Annotated in this window: 21 protein-coding genes and 1 tRNA gene; 12 read left to right on the top strand and 10 right to left on the bottom strand. The window is 47.7% G+C overall.

Going from position 1 to position 16954, the window contains the following annotated elements; translation table 11 throughout:
* Positions 1–5: 5 nt before the first annotated feature.
* Entirely contained in the window at positions 6–200 is a 195-nt protein-coding gene (locus Q1V74_RS07210; protein WP_260649927.1) for a YqaE/Pmp3 family membrane protein, read from the top strand.
* Positions 201–239: 39 nt separating this feature from the next.
* Here Q1V74_RS07210 and Q1V74_RS07205 read toward each other — a convergent pair whose 3' ends face one another.
* Complete coding sequence (locus Q1V74_RS07205; protein WP_300647706.1) at positions 240–812, bottom strand: DNA-3-methyladenine glycosylase; 573 nt, start codon at positions 810–812, stop codon at positions 240–242.
* A 127-nt stretch (positions 813–939) separates the two neighbouring features.
* Here Q1V74_RS07205 and Q1V74_RS07200 point away from each other — a divergent pair.
* The 5 genes from Q1V74_RS07200 to Q1V74_RS07180 all read left to right on the top strand — a co-directional run bounded on the left by Q1V74_RS07200 (position 940) and on the right by Q1V74_RS07180 (position 4257).
* Positions 940–1013 (top strand) — tRNA-Cys (locus tag Q1V74_RS07200).
* 130 nt (positions 1014–1143) lie between these two features.
* Entirely contained in the window at positions 1144–1728 is a 585-nt protein-coding gene (locus tag Q1V74_RS07195) for an NUDIX hydrolase (RefSeq protein ID WP_300647705.1), read from the top strand.
* 8 nt (positions 1729–1736) lie between these two features.
* Positions 1737–2483: a leucyl/phenylalanyl-tRNA--protein transferase gene (aat, locus tag Q1V74_RS07190; protein ID WP_300647704.1), complete on the top strand. Its 747-nt coding sequence runs from the start codon at positions 1737–1739 to the stop codon at positions 2481–2483.
* A gap of 9 nt (positions 2484–2492) precedes the next feature.
* Positions 2493–3212, top strand: a complete 720-nt coding sequence (locus Q1V74_RS07185) for an arginyltransferase (protein ID WP_300647703.1) — start codon at positions 2493–2495, stop codon at positions 3210–3212.
* Between the two features lies 1 nt (position 3213).
* Positions 3214–4257 carry a quinone-dependent dihydroorotate dehydrogenase gene (locus tag Q1V74_RS07180; protein WP_300647722.1) on the top strand — a complete coding sequence of 348 codons (1044 nt, stop codon included), beginning with the start codon at positions 3214–3216 and terminating at the stop codon, positions 4255–4257.
* Positions 4258–4395: 138 nt separating this feature from the next.
* On the opposite strand, the gene phaP is transcribed toward Q1V74_RS07180, so the two are convergent.
* Positions 4396–4974, bottom strand: a complete 579-nt coding sequence (gene phaP, locus Q1V74_RS07175) for a TIGR01841 family phasin (protein ID WP_300647701.1) — start codon at positions 4972–4974, stop codon at positions 4396–4398.
* A gap of 213 nt (positions 4975–5187) precedes the next feature.
* On the opposite strand from phaP, the gene Q1V74_RS07170 reads away from it, so the two are divergent.
* Positions 5188–5484 carry a hypothetical protein gene (locus tag Q1V74_RS07170; RefSeq protein ID WP_300647699.1) on the top strand — a complete coding sequence of 99 codons (297 nt, stop codon included), beginning with the start codon at positions 5188–5190 and terminating at the stop codon, positions 5482–5484.
* On the opposite strand, the gene Q1V74_RS07165 is transcribed toward Q1V74_RS07170, so the two are convergent.
* The 3 genes from Q1V74_RS07165 to Q1V74_RS07155 all read right to left on the bottom strand — a co-directional run bounded on the left by Q1V74_RS07165 (position 5481) and on the right by Q1V74_RS07155 (position 8002).
* The gene (locus Q1V74_RS07165) at positions 5481–6275 is read right to left on the bottom strand and encodes an IclR family transcriptional regulator (RefSeq protein ID WP_260649984.1); all 795 of its coding nucleotides are present in this window, start codon (positions 6273–6275) and stop codon (positions 5481–5483) included. The two genes, Q1V74_RS07170 and Q1V74_RS07165, sit on opposite strands and share 4 nt — an antisense overlap.
* A 108-nt stretch (positions 6276–6383) precedes the next feature.
* Positions 6384–7178: a molybdopterin-binding protein gene (locus Q1V74_RS07160; RefSeq protein WP_260649935.1), complete on the bottom strand. Its 795-nt coding sequence runs from the start codon at positions 7176–7178 to the stop codon at positions 6384–6386.
* Positions 7179–7189: 11 nt separating this feature from the next.
* Complete coding sequence (locus tag Q1V74_RS07155; protein ID WP_300647697.1) at positions 7190–8002, bottom strand: EI24 domain-containing protein; 813 nt, start codon at positions 8000–8002, stop codon at positions 7190–7192.
* A gap of 46 nt (positions 8003–8048) precedes the next feature.
* Between Q1V74_RS07155 and Q1V74_RS07150 the strand changes: the two genes are divergently transcribed.
* Positions 8049–8432: a thioredoxin family protein gene (locus tag Q1V74_RS07150; RefSeq protein ID WP_300647696.1), complete on the top strand. Its 384-nt coding sequence runs from the start codon at positions 8049–8051 to the stop codon at positions 8430–8432.
* Here Q1V74_RS07150 and Q1V74_RS07145 read toward each other — a convergent pair.
* From Q1V74_RS07145 to Q1V74_RS07135, 3 genes are read right to left on the bottom strand one after another with little or no spacing between them, the layout of a single operon-like run.
* The gene (locus tag Q1V74_RS07145) at positions 8412–9743 is read right to left on the bottom strand and encodes a DEAD/DEAH box helicase (RefSeq protein ID WP_300647695.1); all 1332 of its coding nucleotides are present in this window, start codon (positions 9741–9743) and stop codon (positions 8412–8414) included. The two genes, Q1V74_RS07150 and Q1V74_RS07145, sit on opposite strands and share 21 nt — an antisense overlap.
* A gap of 32 nt (positions 9744–9775) precedes the next feature.
* The gene (locus tag Q1V74_RS07140; protein WP_260649939.1) at positions 9776–10111 is read right to left on the bottom strand and encodes an AzlD domain-containing protein; all 336 of its coding nucleotides are present in this window, start codon (positions 10109–10111) and stop codon (positions 9776–9778) included.
* Positions 10112–10783 (bottom strand): AzlC family ABC transporter permease, encoded by a 672-nt coding sequence (locus tag Q1V74_RS07135; RefSeq protein WP_260649985.1) that lies wholly within the window; start codon positions 10781–10783, stop codon positions 10112–10114.
* 157 nt (positions 10784–10940) lie between these two features.
* On the opposite strand from Q1V74_RS07135, the gene Q1V74_RS07130 reads away from it, so the two are divergent.
* Both Q1V74_RS07130 and Q1V74_RS07125 read left to right on the top strand, forming a co-directional pair.
* Complete coding sequence (locus tag Q1V74_RS07130) at positions 10941–11144, top strand: zinc-finger domain-containing protein (RefSeq protein ID WP_260649940.1); 204 nt, start codon at positions 10941–10943, stop codon at positions 11142–11144.
* Positions 11145–11168: 24 nt separating this feature from the next.
* Entirely contained in the window at positions 11169–12263 is a 1095-nt protein-coding gene (locus Q1V74_RS07125) for an alpha/beta fold hydrolase (protein ID WP_260649986.1), read from the top strand.
* On the opposite strand, the gene Q1V74_RS07120 is transcribed toward Q1V74_RS07125, so the two are convergent.
* Both Q1V74_RS07120 and Q1V74_RS07115 read right to left on the bottom strand, forming a co-directional pair.
* Positions 12260–13741, bottom strand: a complete 1482-nt coding sequence (locus Q1V74_RS07120; protein ID WP_300647694.1) for a M48 family metalloprotease — start codon at positions 13739–13741, stop codon at positions 12260–12262. The genes Q1V74_RS07125 and Q1V74_RS07120 overlap by 4 nt on opposite strands.
* Before the next feature lie 9 nt (positions 13742–13750).
* Positions 13751–14617, bottom strand: a complete 867-nt coding sequence (locus Q1V74_RS07115; RefSeq protein WP_300647693.1) for a cytochrome c oxidase assembly protein — start codon at positions 14615–14617, stop codon at positions 13751–13753.
* A 138-nt stretch (positions 14618–14755) separates the two neighbouring features.
* On the opposite strand from Q1V74_RS07115, the gene Q1V74_RS07110 reads away from it, so the two are divergent.
* Both Q1V74_RS07110 and dusB read left to right on the top strand, forming a co-directional pair.
* Complete coding sequence (locus Q1V74_RS07110) at positions 14756–15907, top strand: FAD-dependent monooxygenase (protein ID WP_300647692.1); 1152 nt, start codon at positions 14756–14758, stop codon at positions 15905–15907.
* 6 nt (positions 15908–15913) lie between these two features.
* On the top strand, positions 15914–16942 hold the full coding sequence (gene dusB, locus Q1V74_RS07105) for a tRNA dihydrouridine synthase DusB (RefSeq protein WP_300647691.1): 1029 nt from the start codon (positions 15914–15916) through the stop codon (positions 16940–16942).
* The last annotated feature ends 12 nt before the right edge of the window (positions 16943–16954 follow it).

Raw genomic sequence — 16954 nt, 5'->3', positions numbered from 1 at the left:
ATGTAATGCGTCTTTTACTTGCTATCTTTTTACCTTTTGCGGTGTTCTTTACCATCGGTCGCCCTATTGCCGGTATTATTTGCCTAATTTTGCAGATCACCTTAATTGGCTGGATTCCTGCCGCTATCTGGGCAACCTATGCTCTAAGCCAATATAAAACCGATCAAAAAATTAAAAACACCCTATCGGGCCGCACTTAATCCCTTATCTGTTTTTACTAAGCCGTTTTTACGGCTTAGTTACTTTTTTGAAACAAAAGCATTATCTTTTTCATAGAAACGCAATAGCTTCTGCGCCCATACACCTGCATAGTCCACACCCACACGAGTGGTTTTTACTATAGAAGCTACCGCTACTTCAGGTGCATCAGCAATATATAACGGCCCATCGCATACATCCAAGCCATTGTGACGCCGATCAATTTCCATCGCTTTACATAACCGGCCAGGCCCATGCGTAGGCAGCTCAATGCCCTCTATTGGCTCTACGGCGCGTATCAACACAGCAGATCCACTGCCCAGCGGCCCTGTCACTACATTCATGCAGTGGTGAATACCATAAATCAAATAGACATAAGCATGTCCCGCTGCACCAAACATAACCTGAGTGCGCGCCGTCACCCCTTTCGATGAGTGGGCAGCCAGATCATGCGGACCTAAATAGGCTTCTGTTTCTACAATACGTCCCACATACTTTTTATTACCCCTCTCATGCACAAGAAATTTTCCTAATAAGCGTTGAGCGACTTGCGCACAATCAGCCTCCTCATAAAAAGCACGCGGTAAACGTCGCATCAGATTCTTTGGGCTCATTGCTCCCCTCCTAAAAATAACAACCTGTCTTTGCAGGCATAATTTTTATATTTTTAAACAAACCTAGTCTTCTTTGAGCTTATTTCTTGCTAATTTTTTGTCATTTTGCTATACTCTTTTTTTAGCTGGCGCAATGGCAGAGTGGTTATGCACCGGATTGCAAATCCGTGTAGATCGGTTCGATTCCGGTTTGCGCCTCCAGTTTTAAAAAGCCGCTTTATTTAAGCGGCTTTTTTGTATCTAGACTAACCCTAATAAGACTTGGGTCACCCTACATCATTTACGCCAACTGTTCTACAATCAATCACAACCTATAAAAATGTGGAACACTATGACGACCAAACCTTCCGACTTTTATTTTCCTAATCCACGCACACTGCATTATTGTACCCAATGCGCCAACCCGTTAGCCCGTATTATTCCACCTGATGATAACCGTGTGCGCGATGTCTGTTTGCAATGTGGTTCCGTCCATTATCAAAATCCCCGTAATGTTGTAGGCGTGATTCCTATTTGGGAAAATAAGATTTTGTTGTGTAAGCGTGCTATTGAGCCACGCTATAACACTTGGACTTTGCCCGCTGGCTTTATGGAACTTAAAGAAACATCAGCAGAAGGCGCATTACGTGAAGCCGACGAGGAAGCTGGTATTGCTGGTATTGAACTTGGGCCATTGTTTTCTGTCATTGACGTCCCTTCGGCTGGGCAGGTTCATATTTTTTATTTGGCGACTATCACTCAGCCAGAGCTTAACCCTGGCCCTGAATCCCTTGATGCCCGTTATTTTGAGTTTGATGCCATCCCTTGGGATAATTTATCCTTTAGGACGGTTAGCACCACGCTAGAACACTATTTAGCCGATGCTAAAAAAGGACAATTTTCCATTCATTATTACAGCTTGGATGAAAATCACTAATTAGCACGATGCCATTGATTTCTATTCCTTGGATAGACGCGGATGAGCCTTTTCCTCCCGTCTCTACGGCCTTAGCTAATGGATTACTGGCCGCGGGGGCCGATCTATCGACTCCCCGCTTGTTACAAGCCTACCAACAGGGCTTATTTCCCTGGTATAACCCGGGTGAGCCTGTTTTATGGTGGTCACCGGACCCTCGTGCCATTTTGCGCTGTGATGCTTTTAAACTCTCTAAGTCTTTAGCCAAAACATGCCGCCGTATCGCACGCCAAGAACAAGATAGCAATGCTCGCTGGCGTATCACTACCGACGTGGACTTTCTTGCGGTCATTCAACAATGTGCTGCCGTGCGCCAATACCAAGAAGGCACCTGGATTTCTGATGAGATCATTCAAGCCTATTATCAACTCCACCTTCAACAATACGCCCATAGCATTGAAGTTTGGCAGGACAATCAATTAGTTGGTGGTCTCTATGGGGTAAAAATTGGACGTTTTTTCTTTGGTGAGTCCATGTTTAGTTTGGTTTCAGATGCAAGCAAAGTGGCGCTTTATTATCTGACACGTTGCTTGTTACAGCTTGGGATTCCATATATTGATTGCCAACAAGAAACGGCTCACCTGCTGTCTTTAGGAGCACATACCGTACCTCGCAGCACTTTTATCGAGCTTTTACAACAATACACCTCCGCTCCCCCTACACCATGGCATGTCGGTCAGCTCTCTGCGCAAGGCCAGTGGATCGCTCTGCAATAGGACATAACAATGGGTACGATAGAACCACCTCTGCCAACAGCGATTCAGTTTTACACAACCTCTAGCTATGATTGCAGCTATTTAAGCGGCCAGCGCGCTCGTTCTTTAGTTGCCGCGCCGTCTCATCTTATACATAGCTCCTATTATGGACGCCTGATTGATTTAGGCTTTAGACGCAGTGGCACTTTTACCTATCGCCCACACTGCGATCATTGTCAAGCCTGCGTGCCCATTCGTATTGATACCCTTAATTTTACGGCTTCTAAAAACCAACGGCGCCAACTAAAGCGTTATCAACACCTGCGTGCCGCACGCCGTCCCTTAGTCTGGAACCCTGAGCATTATGCTCTGTATCGACGTTATCAAGCAGCACGCCATGCCGGCTCCGATATGGATAACGACGATAAGTCTCAATATATCCAGTTTTTATTGAGTAGCCACGTACATTCTTATCTGATTGAGTTTTCCGATATGGATGGGGTGCAAATGGTCGCTTTGGTTGATGAGGTTGAGCAAGGACTATCAGCCGTGTATACCTTTTTTAACCCGGACCTTTCTGGTTTGGGTACTTTTGCTATTTTATGGCAAATTCAATATTGCCAACAACATCACTTGCCGTGGCTTTATTTAGGCTATTGGATAGAACAAAGTCGTAAAATGGCTTATAAAACACGTTTTACTCCTCATCAACTTTTTTTACATGGTGAATGGGTTAGCCCAGCCTCCTAATATGTCACTTTTACTCCACACCTACGGTTTAGTTCGTCCCGCGCTTTTTCAAATGGAAGCAGAACAAGCACATGAGTTCACACTACGATGGTTAGATCGCGTCCATCAATGGGCCAAACCACTAATCAGCCAAGACCTGTTATTGCCTACCGAACTCATGGGGCTAAAGCTAAAAAATCCCGTTGGTTTGGCCGCAGGACTCGATAAAAACGGCGCTCATATTGATGCACTTGGCTCTTTAGGTTTTGGTTTTGTAGAAGTCGGAACGGTTACGCCTTTAGCACAAGCGGGTAACCCTAAACCCCGTTTATTCCGCTTGCCTGCAAAGCAATGCCTAATCAACCGCTTTGGCTTTAATAATGATGGTTTAGAACGATTTATAAGCAATGTACAAAAAAGCCAATGGCGCCATACCGGAGGGATACTCGGGCTAAATATCGGTAAAAATGCCGCCACCCCAATCGAGCAAGCAACGGATGACTATTTAACAGGTTTAGATGGGGTGTATGCGCACGCAGACTATATTACCGTTAATATATCTTCACCTAACACGCAAAACCTACGCGCGTTGCAAGCTGAAAATGAGCTGGTGCAACTCTTAGGTGCTCTCAATCAACGACGCGAGCAACTGCAAGCCCAGCATCAGCGTTATGTGCCCATCGCGGTAAAAATTGCCCCCGATCTGGAACAAAGCCAAATCGATAGCATTGCTGCAGCGGTGCAGCAGTGCCAGATTGATGGCATTATTGCGACCAATACAACCTTAAGCCGAGACTATGTCGCAGGGTTAACTCATGCACAAGAACAAGGCGGCCTTTCCGGTCCAGCTGTTCACGCACTCTCTTTAAAAGTCATCGAGCGGTTACGTAGTCAGCTTGGCAATGATTTTCCTATTATCGGAGTAGGTGGTATTAACTCTGGAATAAACGCAGTAGAAAAAATCCAAGCAGGTGCCAATGCTATCCAGCTTTATACCGGCTTAATCTACCAAGGTCCCCTACTTATTCGTGACTGCGTAGATGCGATTCGTAATCTACAGCGGTAATTAAAAAGAAAAAAGCCCTTAGCAAAAGCCAAGGGCTATAAAAAACAACACACCACACAGGATGGCATAGATATGATTCTAACTATGCCATGTTATTGCCTTGCGCTTTACTACCCCTAGCAAGGCAAGACAATTCTATTATTTCGTATTTCGAGCACGCGCGATATTCTGCTCTACAACCTCGGCAGCTTGCTCGGCAGTTTTCATTACCGCACCAGTAGCAGCGTTTACGTTAGCTTCGCTAAGCTCGGCAGCCTGACGAGATGCTTTTAATAGCGTATCTGTAGCATTACCTGCTGCAACTAACCCAGACTTTACAAGAGCAATAGCACTCTCGCTGCCAGCCGGTGCATTTTTAGCTAACTGCTCAACAAATTCAGCGGCTTGTTGCTGATTGTCTGCAATTTGTTTTTCTGTCAGAGCCGTGATTTCCTTTTGAACCTGACTTACTACTTCAAATACACTTTTACCGTAGTTAAGCACTTTTTCAGCGGAAGGCTGAGCCAGTTCTGTTACAAAAGCAGCTGCTTGTTGTACATCTTGTAAGCCAGCAACTTGTTGAGATTTGGCAGCAATTTCATCTAAAGAAGATTTAAAAAGCTGGATATTTAAATTTACGAGCTGCTCAAAACCAGAAAAAATATGATTTTGTGCTGCGATTAAGTTATCAAAATTACGCTGTTGGTTGGTTAAAAACTGTTGTGCTGGTACGCTCATGGTAGTTTCCTTTAACGTCTATATGACATTGATTGATCAACATTACCGAAGGCCTCAACCGTTAACGCACAACGGATAAACCTTCCATGCTGCACTGCAGCAATACATTCATTCTACCTATTATCTCTGTTAGGTCAAGCTATCTTTCCAATTAAACCACAAACAAAAGGTTTATATGCTGCGCTACAGCAACACTTTTTTCTTTTATTTATTATGAAACCTACCCAACTTCTTCTACATGCCGCATGTGCCGACTCACTACAACGTGCTCGCAACAATGCCACTCATTTTCTTCACGCTGAACCTGATGCTCACGTGATCATCGTGGCAAACGCCGGCGCCGTTGAAATGGCACTATCGCAACCTCACCCTACAGACCCCCTATTAAAACTCTGTAGTAACACGCTTAAAAATATAAAAAAGCAGGCAACGACCCAAGAAGTCGTGCCTGCTGCGATTGCTTATATTGTGCAAAAACAAAAAGAAGGTTGGTTGTACGTACGCGCTTAAGCTTGACGCTCAGGACGCATAGGCTCAAAACCTAAAGCGGCAGAAATGTCGCGTGCGGTGTCTTGTAATAATGGAATCCAAGCATCACGCAAACGCTCAGAGGGAGCAGAAAGCGATAAGCCGGCTACTAACGTACCCGTATCATCATAAATCCCTGCCGCAATGCACCGCACCCCTAGTTCTAGCTCCTCGTTATCACGGGCATAACCATGACGACGTACCAAAGCCAGCTCTTTTTCTAGGTCAGCAACCTGAGTAATACTATTGCGCGTGTTACCCGCCAACCCTGTACGCATGACATAAGCTCGCACTTGTCGGGTGTCTAGCTCAGATAAAAACAATTTACCACTGGAGGTGAGATGTAGCGGTGCATGTCCACCGATAGCACGCACCACCTGCATGCCAGAATTCTCACTCCACGAGCGCTCTACATACACAATCTCATCGCCCTGTTTCAGAGCAAGGTTAACCGTCTGACCAGTAATTTTATGTAGCTCACGCATCGCCTCAACGGCTGCTGCGCGCACATTTAGACGGCCTTTGACTAAAGAGCCTAACTCTAACAAGCGCATACCTAGACGATACAAACCGTTATCTACACGCTCTACATAACGCCCTACAACCAAATCATTTAAAATTCGATGAGCCGTAGATGTATGTAGGCCTGTGGACTTGGCTAGATCTTTTAAAGCTACAGGCTCAGACTGACGCGCTAATTCATCCAATAAAATCATGGCGCGCTCTAAAACTTGAATCGTAATCAAACCGGAGCTTGGGTTAGGTGCTGGCATAGTGTCGGTCACTAGAGATCAAAAAGATAGTCCCTCTTTGCATTGTGGGAAAAGTTGATGCATTGCAACAATTCCATATTATGAAATTTCATCTAAGATGGCAAGCATTTACTCTGCAATAGGGGTCAACTTACCCCCTAATTGCTGAACTTGTTCTTTTAAAAATGCTAAGGCAGCCGTACACGCCTGAGGGTCTCCCTTTACGCCTAATTCTATATGCGGACGACGCCTATTATCTCCCACGCTGGGTAAGCTGAATGCTTTTACTGTTGGCCATTGGCTCTCGACCTGCTGTAACGCCGGAGTAATACGTGACTCAGGCAAAGAAAAAGCCAAAAAAGAATACTCGACCTGATTATCTAAATGATGCAAATGGGCATACTTATTATCTAAGACCCACTCCATCATCGGCCACGCCATTACAGGAAAACCTGGCATAAATGTATGGTTATGAATAAAAAAGCCTGGGATTTTATTGTAAGGGTTCGGGACGATTTCAGCGCCAACCGGGAACACGCCCATCTGTAAGCGCTGCTGGTGTTCCGGTAAACTCATATCAACGGTTTGGCTCCCGACCTGTTCTTGTGTGCGCTCGGTAATAAGCGCCGCGGCTTCGGGGTGTAACGCCAGATCTACGCCCAGCGCGCGTGCTGCAGCTTGACGCGTTTGGTCATCAGGAGTCGCACCAATACCACCACAACTAAACACGATATCATCCGTCGCAAAACTCGCTTTTAGTGTGGTTTCAATATGATCAGGATCATCGGAAATGATTTGCGCACTATGTAAACGGAGCCCACGCGCATTCAGCAGCTCCACTAGCTTTGAAAAATGCTTATCCTGACGACGTCCCGATAGAATTTCGTCACCAATAATAATTAAACGTATAGCGGGTTTATGCATAAAACATCCTGTTATAGCGATAACTCATGCTGATGAATGGTATTTTCCGCTCGGAGCTCAGCCAGTGCCGCTAAATTAAAATGGGCAAAGACCAGCGCAGAAAAAACGGGCAACACCAACCAAGCTGGGGGGATTAAATTTAACAAAGCCATCAACAGCCCCATCAGCCAGTATTCTTTTTGATGGCGCATTAAAAGGATCTTACGCTCTTGTAGGCTAGCATGCTCTACCATCGAGTCCACCCGCAATAAGCGGGTAAAAGCAAAAGCCCACCACCACACCGGCAGCACCACAGCGAGTGGAGCTATGAGCCATAAGGGCAAAGTTAATAACCAGCCCACGCAAAAAAGCACACCAACCCAAAGGGCATTCATCACACTATAACTAAATGCGTTTTTGCCTTGGCGTTTTAATTGAGGAAAATAGCGATGTTGTACAAAGGACAACACAATAGGCATGGCGACAACTGCGGATACAATCAACCCCAAAATCCCCGCTATAGGTAATAAGGCACCCGCAGCTAATAATGGAATAATGAATGTTTTGACGACCAGCAAGCCCGCCCCTACTAGCCACAAATCAGCATGTGCATCAAGTATGCCCCACTGCTCTAACCATATGGCAATATGTGTTTTAAGTGGCGTCCAAAATAACCACAACAACACAACAGCTCCAATCAATGCCACCAAAAAAGGCAAGAGCAGCGCCCCCAGCATTTTAGGGTGCAACTGTGAAGACAAGGCACGAGTAAAGGCCCGCTTTAAACGCTGAGTCGCCGTGGACGACGTGCCAACCTGAGTAGAAAGGGAATTAGGTGTAGGCATGGTTTTCGCTCTATGATTAATCCATATTGATTTTAAGGTGATAAAAGTGTTTTACCCTGAACATAACCGATCGGAAATACAACAAAAACTAACACAGCTTACTGATAACGACTATGCCGTTGTTTGCTTTTGTGCTGCCTGGTGCCGCACTTGCGATGGATTTAAGCAACAGCTAGAACAGGTGGCGCAGCGCTACCCCCAGCATATTTTCATCTGGGTTGATGTAGAAGAGCATGAAGACTTACTCATCGATGAGGACATTGAGGACTTTCCCACCTTGTTGATCCAAAATAAAAAAGGAACCATCTTTTATGGTCCCCTTTTGCCTTTTGCGCAGCATTTGGAGCGGCTGTTAGATCAAGCCGCCGCACAACCACGTTATCGTGATCCCGTGCCAGCCTTTGTTGACTTAATAATAGCCTCCGCCTAATAACACACCAACAAAGCGCTTTTTCTGCCCACTGGCTACCGTTTTCTCTTTAGTAACACGAGTGGGGGCTTTAGCCGTGCTGGGCTGATAGGGCTTATAAAAAATCTCATCTTGTGGTGCTCGCGCACGCGCTGTGTGGCTGGACGCATTTGGTAAGGATAAACGCTCAAGTTTTAGCTTCGACCCTATGAGCTTTTGAATATCCTGCCACAAGTGCTGCTCATCGGCACTCACTAAAGCAATGGCCTCGCCTTTAGCACCTGCACGTCCAGTACGCCCAATTCGGTGTACATAGTCCTCGGGGTTAAAAGGCAGGTCATAATTAATTACACACGGCACTCCCGCCACATCCAAACCCCGCGCAGCCACATCCGTAGCAACTAAAATCTCTAAAGCATCGGCTTTAAACGCATCTAATACTTTCATGCGTTCTAACTGACTTTTATCGCCATGAATAGCCGCGGCCTTAAAGCCACTGCGTTCTAATTGACGCGTAAGACGGTTCGCCCCTAGCTTCGTATTGGTAAACACGATTACTTGTGTTAGCTGTTGACTACGCACAATGTGTTCTACTGCTCGACGCTTAGCATCGCCTTCCGCCGCATAAGCACGTTGCGTCACGGTATCTGCTGTGGCATTACGAGCCGCCACCTCGATACTTACTGGGTCACGCAGAAAGCTCGTCGCTAGCTTACGAATCTCTGGACTAAAGGTTGCTGAAAACAATAAGCTTTGGCGCTGTTTAGGCAATAAGCGGACGATTCGATCCAAGTCCGGCAAAAAGCCCATATCCAGCATGCGGTCGGCCTCGTCTAATACGAAAATACCAACTTGGCTTAAGTTCACATTTTTTTGCTCAATGTGGTCTAACAGGCGTCCTGGTGTGGCGATGAGTATTTCACAACCGCGCCGCAGCTCATCGCGTTGGGCGTTAATATCCACCCCCCCAAACACCACAGCCGACCGCAAGGGCGTGTTTTTACAATACAGCTTAACACTCGCTCCAACTTGGTCTGCCAATTCACGTGTAGGCGTTAAAATAAGCGCGCGCACGGGGTGACGGGCGGGTGATGCACTATGCGTAGCAAACGGCATCAAACGATGCAATATAGGCAAAGAAAAAGCAGCGGTTTTACCGGTGCCGGTTTGTGCCGCCCCCATCACATCACGCCCTTGCATCACTACAGGTAATGCCTGCGCTTGAATTGGTGTCGGCGAGGTATAACCGGCCGCTAAAATCGATGAGAGTAAATCAGGATGTAAACCAAAACTGGCAAAACTAGGTGTTGAATCTGCGTTTGTTTCTTTCATTGAAAATCATGCTTACTTGCAGCGTAAAGGGATTAGGCTAAGGCTTTGAGTAACCAATATATGGCCATACCAGAAACCATGAGCCACACGGAGTTATGTGTGCGTAAATAAACCAGCACCGCTACCCCCGCTGCAATGAGTTTATAGAGGTCTAGACGAGGATAAGAACCCACAGACCAAGGGAAAATTTCAGGGAGAATAATAGCAGTCAATGCCGCTACCGGAGCATAACGTAAGGCTCGACGCACTCCATCGGCTAAGGGCAAATGGTCCCCGAATAAAAAATAACCTGCTCGGGTCAAAAAGCTTACGACCGTTAAACAGGCCACTGCCCCTAAAATATACCAATCATACTGGTTAAATGACATTTAAGCGCCCCTTTTATGTTGTAGTTGCTCTGTCACCACGCCAGCCACTACCCCTGCAACTACGGCAGCCACGAGACCCAAACGTAGCGGTAACAGCTGCCCCGCCCACGCTACACTCCCTGCCACAACCAAGCACATGATAAAGGGACGCGTTTTAATTAAAGGCATAATCACAGCAATCAAAGCTAAAATCGCTGCATACTCTATCCCCCACGAAGCAGGAATAAATCCCCCTAAGTAAATCCCAGCAAAAGACAAAGACTGCCACACAATCCAGTTAGGTAAAATAATACCCAAAAAATACCAAAGGTGTTGTGGTCTGCCTACAGGACGATCGTCCCCAAAACGCGACATAAACAACACAAAAGAAATATCGGTAGTGATATAGCCTAAAAACAGACGCCTTTGCCAAGAGAGGTGACGAAAAAAGGGTTGTAAAGCCGCACCAAAAATCACAAAACGGATGTTAACAATAAACCCAGCCGCAAAAATCAACCACAAAGGGGCATTAGACTCAATCAACGGCAGCGCCGTTAACTGTGCTGAACCCGCATATACGAACAACGTCATCAACCCCGCATAGGTTTCTGAAAGGCCAGATTTAAGCATAGCTATGCCTGTCACAAACGCCCAAATCCCGGTTGCGATCAAGGTTGGTGCCGCTTCGCGCAAACCTAAGCTAAAATAATGGCGCTCTCTAGGAGAAAGCGCACCAAGACGTAGTTTTTTATATAAAGACACCTTGTCTCCTAGGTTAAATCCACTCAAGAACGGCTTGGTCTTGCTACAATTATGATGTTTAGTCGATTACTGCCATCAAGGAGCCCTCATGAGTTCTCTCTCGTCTAGCAGCACCCCCTTTGAAACCATTACCGTTACCGCTTCCGATTTGCCGGTGTATTGTCCCGGCCCACAAGCCCCATTATGGAGCATGCACCCACGCGTTTATATCGAAATTGAAAAAAATGGCACAGCAAGCTGTCCTTATTGTAGCGCTACCTATCAATTGGCAACCGAAAACGACTCCAAATAACTTCGCCTTTTCTTTTTGCGCGTAATTGTGACCGCTAAAATTGACTTATCAGACTGCCCGACACCCTTTTGGCTGCCAGGTGGACACCTCCAAACCATTTATGGTGCGCACCTTGCTCGCCATCACCGCATTGCCTTCGTCCGGGAGCGTATTAACACTCCCGATGGTGATTTCTTGGATTTAGACTGGACAGGCCCAGGGCTTTTTGCCGACCGTCTTGCCAATGGCAGCACCGCACCTCATGACGCCCAGCTCAACAAAACAGCAGCGCGACGTTGGGCTCAAGACGACGACTGGGCGACCTTACCCCAAAGCCCACACACGCAAGCGCTTGTTCTCTTTCATGGTCTAGAGGGCAGCAGCCGCAGCCATTACGCCCAATCCATTGCACAATATTTTCGGGCGCGGGGTTGGGTGGTAGTGGTAGCACATTTTCGCAGCTGCTCAGGCTTTCCTAACCGCATGGCACGCGCTTACTATTCTGGCGATAGCGAGGAAATAGGCTTTATCTTGCAGAGCGTGCGTAATCGCCTACCACATGCATTATGGCATGCCGTAGGCGTATCACTAGGCGGTAATGCTTTGCTGAAATACCTGGGCGAGCAACAAACACAATGCGCCTGGCTGCACGCAGCGGCGGGAATTTCTGTGCCCTTAGATTTGGTTAGCTGTGGTAATGCGCTTTCTGAGCGATTTATCGGCAAATGGGTATATAGCCCCTACTTCCTAAAATCCATGAAGGCCAAAATCTACGAAAAATCACGGCGCTTTCCCGGTATGATTGATATTTTACGCCTAGGGCAAGCACGCACGATTCGCGATTTTGATGATATTTACACAGCCCCCATGCACGGCTACCAACACGCTTTAGACTACTGGACACAAGCTTCTAGCAAGCCATTGTTGCGCTCTATCGCGATCCCAACCCTTTTGCTCAATGCCAAAAACGACCCCTTTGTACCCGAGGAATCCCTTCCTCAGCCACAAGAGGCTTCTGCACAGGTATTACTACACCAGCCCGAGCAGGGTGGGCACGTCGGCTTTACCACTGGTGCTTTCCCAGGCCATATTCATTGGCTCCCCACACGTTTAGCCCGTTTTTTTGAGACCAATACCTAGCCTTTAAAGCGTTCCAGCAACAAGCGATCGCGCTCTAGGCGCTCACGTAAATCACGGATTTGCACATCTAGCTTAGACTGCTGATAAAAGTCAGTACTTAGGCTTCGCGCCTGCTGCAACTGATCAACCGCACTAGATAACGCCCCGACCAAAATATAATACTGAGCCATGGCCTCACGGGCTTCTACGGGCTGCTGCCGCTTATCTAAAGCCTGTGCTAGCAGCTGATGAAAACGCGGCGCTTGAGGCCACTGTTGAATACGCTGCTCTAAAAAAGGGATAGCCTGCTCCAACAAACCTTGTTTTTGCAAAGCCTCTACATAATCTAAGGCTATAGCTTGATTATTTGGCCACTTAGCCCATGCTTGTTTGGCTAACTGCCAGGCTTTTTCTGTTTGCCCCTGTGCCCAGTACACATCGATCTGCAAACTATCTAACGCCGCAGACTCCACACCAACCTGTCGAGCCTGTTGTAAATACTGCTGTGCCGCGGCTTTATCATTGCGCTGTTTTGCGGCATAAGCCAAACCATAATACGCCGCGGCTTTAGATGCGCCCGATTGGCTTGATACGGCCTCTTGTAAACGCTGCTGCACCGACAGCAACGCCGAGCCACCTTGGGCCTGTAAAACAGCCGCCGCTGCCTGCACAAACCAAAAGTCGGTACTTTGTGTATAGGTTTGGGCGGGTGTCGACATAATCCTATTTTCTACGTCGGCTAAACGCTGTGCCGATAATGGGTGCGTGGTGGCATAAGCATTCGGGGACTCATTTAAGCGCGAGCTATGCATGAGCCGCTTAAACATTTGAGCCATGCCATTTGGATCAAAACCCGCGCCCTGCAGCATGTGATAACCAATCCGATCGGCTTCTTGTTCAGCCTGACGTGAAAATCCCAACTGCCTATCAACAGCCGCGGCTTGCCCAAAAGTCGCTACCCCCATCGCTAAATCCGCACTACCTGCTAAACCAGCCAGCAGCGCCCCCACCAAAGAAGCCAACATAATATGACTTGACTCTGAGCTTTGTGTCATCCCCCGCGCCACATGTCGTTGTGCTACGTGAGCGATTTCGTGGGCCACTACAGATGCGAGCTCAGCTTCACTTTCAGCCGCAACCATCAAACCGGTATTGATGCCAATATACCCACCCGGCAATGCAAACGCGTTAATGGTTCGATCCCGCATCCCAAACACCTGTACCTCGTAATGTAAGGGTACCGAGGAATGCTTAGCCAGCTTTTGTCCTAGCTCCGTTAAGTATTGATTAATAATGGGCTCCGTCACATACTGCGGATCACGTCGCCCCTGCTCCATAATGGCATCACCTAAAGTGCGCTCCAAGTTGGGAGATAACTCTGCCCCTGAAGCCGGCCCCATACTGGGAATACCCATCGGCTGAGATAAGGCTGGCGTAACAACCAACAATTGAGCGCTTAATATCGCCGCTAAACCTTGAGTAAGAGCACGGTATTTCATGACGACCCTTTAGGAAGAAAGCGTGGTTTTTTGTGTAGATAAGCCCAAACGCTGCACTAAATCTGATTGCAAGCGTCCTTTTGCAGACAAGCGTACCACAGTGGCCAGCGCATAAGCGATGCCAAACGTCTCAACCAGCCCCGCTGCCACCCACATCACTAGTCCCCCTACCGCCTGATCTTTAAGCGCATCAAAGCTAGGAATCGCCCGACCGCATAAATCAAAAATGGGGTAAAGGTCTTGTGTTGCAAAAGTAATATATGCCCCCACGACGATTTGCGGTGCCATGGTAATCAATGGCGATACCACCCGCCCCCACGGCCTCATACGGGCAGGCGGGGCGGGGCGTCGATCTAAAATCAAGTTCCAATACATCAGTCCACTAATCACTACCGACCAATTCATGAAACGATATAAACGCCAATCAATCATGGAGTAGAACTGGGGTATAGGCAGCAACCAAACCAATACAAAAAATACAAATAAAAAGGGCACCAACACAGGGTGAGTAAAGGTGTTTTTGACGCGTAAGCCTGTAGGTGTGCACAAAAAGTCACGCCAGCGACGCCGCCATGCTAAGGGCAAGCCCGCACGCATAACTTGCCCTGGATACGACAGCATGATGAGCAAAGGCAACAAATGATGCAAAAACAAATGCTGAATGCGATGAATAAAAAACATCCGCTCTGAATAATAATCCACCAAGGTATGAAGATTTAAATACAGAGCAATAAAGCCAATCCAAAACAACCATTGTCGGCTTTTTTGTACAGCGTGCACACGGCTACCGCGCCAAAACAGCACGCCACAAATCACAAAGGTAACAATTAAGGTGGGGGAAAATTCCCACGGGGTTAACCACTCCAACCAGTTCATGCGGGTATCACAAGTAAATAGTCAAAAAACAAAGCCATTACTTAGGCAGAGAATAATCAGCAAAGTTTCCTAACCCAAAAATAGCTATCCATTACAATAGCGTTATTTAGTTGATTTCGCACCTTTTTCTCAACGCCTATGACACGCCCTGATTTTGATATTGCCATTTGTGGTGCTGGTCCAGTTGGCTGTGTACTTGCTCTTTTGCTTGCACGATACAGCCCACACCCCGAACGCATTGCCCTTTTTGGACAAAAACCACCTGCTCAAGGTCAAAAACTGGATCCTCGTACCCTTGCGCTTAACCACGGTAGCCGGCAGTTGCTTGAGCCACTTGGGGTTTGGCCCTCGCGAGCAGCAAGCATGCATACCGTCCACGTTTCACAACAGGGTCGCTTGGGGCGCACCCTCATTACGGCGGCCGAGCTTCAAGTAGATGAGCTGGGCAGCGTGGTGAACTATGACGACCTGTTGTCTCATTTACGCCAAGCAGTACAGCAACACGCTATTCGCTATATCGAGGTCGATCAACCCGTATACGCACAAAGTCAGAAAAATGGCGTTTATGTACAAGCGGGTGCCCAGCGCTATGAGGCGGCTTTAGCCATTCAGTCGGATGGCACCCGTCCCAAAAACCTAAAACGTGACTATAACCAATGCGCTCTACTGGCTACCATACAAAGCTCAGCCCCCCGTAGCGCTTGGGCCTTTGAGCGCTTTACCTCTTCAGGCCCCTTAGCCTTATTACCTCACCCAAACCAGGCCGACTGTTATGCCTTAGTCTGGTGTAATTCGCCCGCACGCACACAAGAACTACTTCAGCTATCCTCGACTGCCTTTGAAAAAGCCCTACAGACGGCCTTTGGTGCACGCTTAGGACAGCTGCAGCTAGTAAGCGAGCGCTTCGTTTTTGACTTGCAGCTGTCTGCCGGACCGAGTTTACCCGCCCCTTATATTGCGGCGATTGGAAATGCGGCTCAAACGCTTCACCCCGTAGCAGGCCAAGGGCTAAATCTAGGGTTACGAGACACAGCACAACTGGCGCTGTCTTTACGTCCATGGCTCGCTCAAACACAACAAGACCCGCTTCGCTATTTGCACCATTATGCAGAGCAACGTCGCCCCGACCGTTGGCTTACCGGCTCGATTACAGATTTTCTGCCTCGAGTTTTTGCCACCACCAACCCGCTCATTCAGCATGCCTGTGGACTTGGCTTGTTAAGTATGGACTGTTTGGCCCCCGCACGCTTCCCTTTAGCGCGTCAGCTCCTTCAAGGTTTACGAGTTTAATTAACCATGCAAATTGGAAATTGGCTTTTTACTAACCCAGCCGTTGTCGCCCCTATGGCTGGCGTGACTGACCGCCCTTACCGGCGTCTCTGCAAAGCACTTGGTGCCGAATATGCCGTTACCGAAATGGCCGCGAGCAACCCCAAACTGTGGGACAGTGTTAAAACGGCTCGTCGCCTTGATCACACCGGCGAACCCGACCCCATTGCGGTACAAATCACCGGCTCAGATCCAGACATGATGGCAGAGGCGGCCTTATTTAACATCGATAAAGGAGCCCACATTATTGATATCAATATGGGCTGCCCGGTAAAAAAAGTCTGTAATGTACTTTCAGGCTCTGCTTTACTTAAAGATGAAGACTTAGTTGCGCGCATTGTGGAGCGCGTCGTGAACGCCTGTCTCCCTCATCAGATCCCTGTTACCTTAAAAACGCGCACAGGCTGGGATCGTCAAAACAAAAATGCCCTACGCGTAGCAAAGCGCGCCGAAGACGCCGGCATTGCCGCCTTTACTTTGCATGGACGCACACGCTGTGACTTTTACCAAGGCGAAGCTGAATACGATACAATTCGAGAAGTCAAAGCGGCATTACGCATTCCGGTTATTGCTAACGGCGATATCGACTCTCCCCAAAAAGCCAAATTTGTGCTCGAATACACAGGAGCCGATGCCGTTATGGTGGGACGTGCAGCGCAGGGGCGACCATGGATTTTCCGAGAAATTTATCACTACCTGAAACATGGTACATTGCTTGCCCCACCCACCTATGGCGAAATGAAACATATTCTCTTGGAACACCTCCAAGACCATTATGATTTTTATGGGGAATTCATCGGGGTGCGCTCTGCGCGTAAACATATCGGCTGGTATTTTGCCAATACCCCAAACGCGGCACCGTGGCTAGCACAAATCAATCAAATTGAATGCACACGCACACAGCTCCAAGCGGTTGCAGAATGGTTTGACCAGCACGACCCGCATGACTTTCTTGAACAACCCACGGCTCCTATTACAGATGCCGTTTCTTGTTGATCATTTGAACTG

This window comes from Paenalcaligenes sp. (assembly GCF_030152715.1).
GTDB classification, from domain to species: Bacteria; Pseudomonadota; Gammaproteobacteria; order Burkholderiales; family Burkholderiaceae_B; genus Paenalcaligenes; species Paenalcaligenes hermetiae.
The sequence above is the reverse complement of the archived record's forward strand: the minus strand, read 5'-3'. Positions and strand labels throughout refer to the sequence as shown.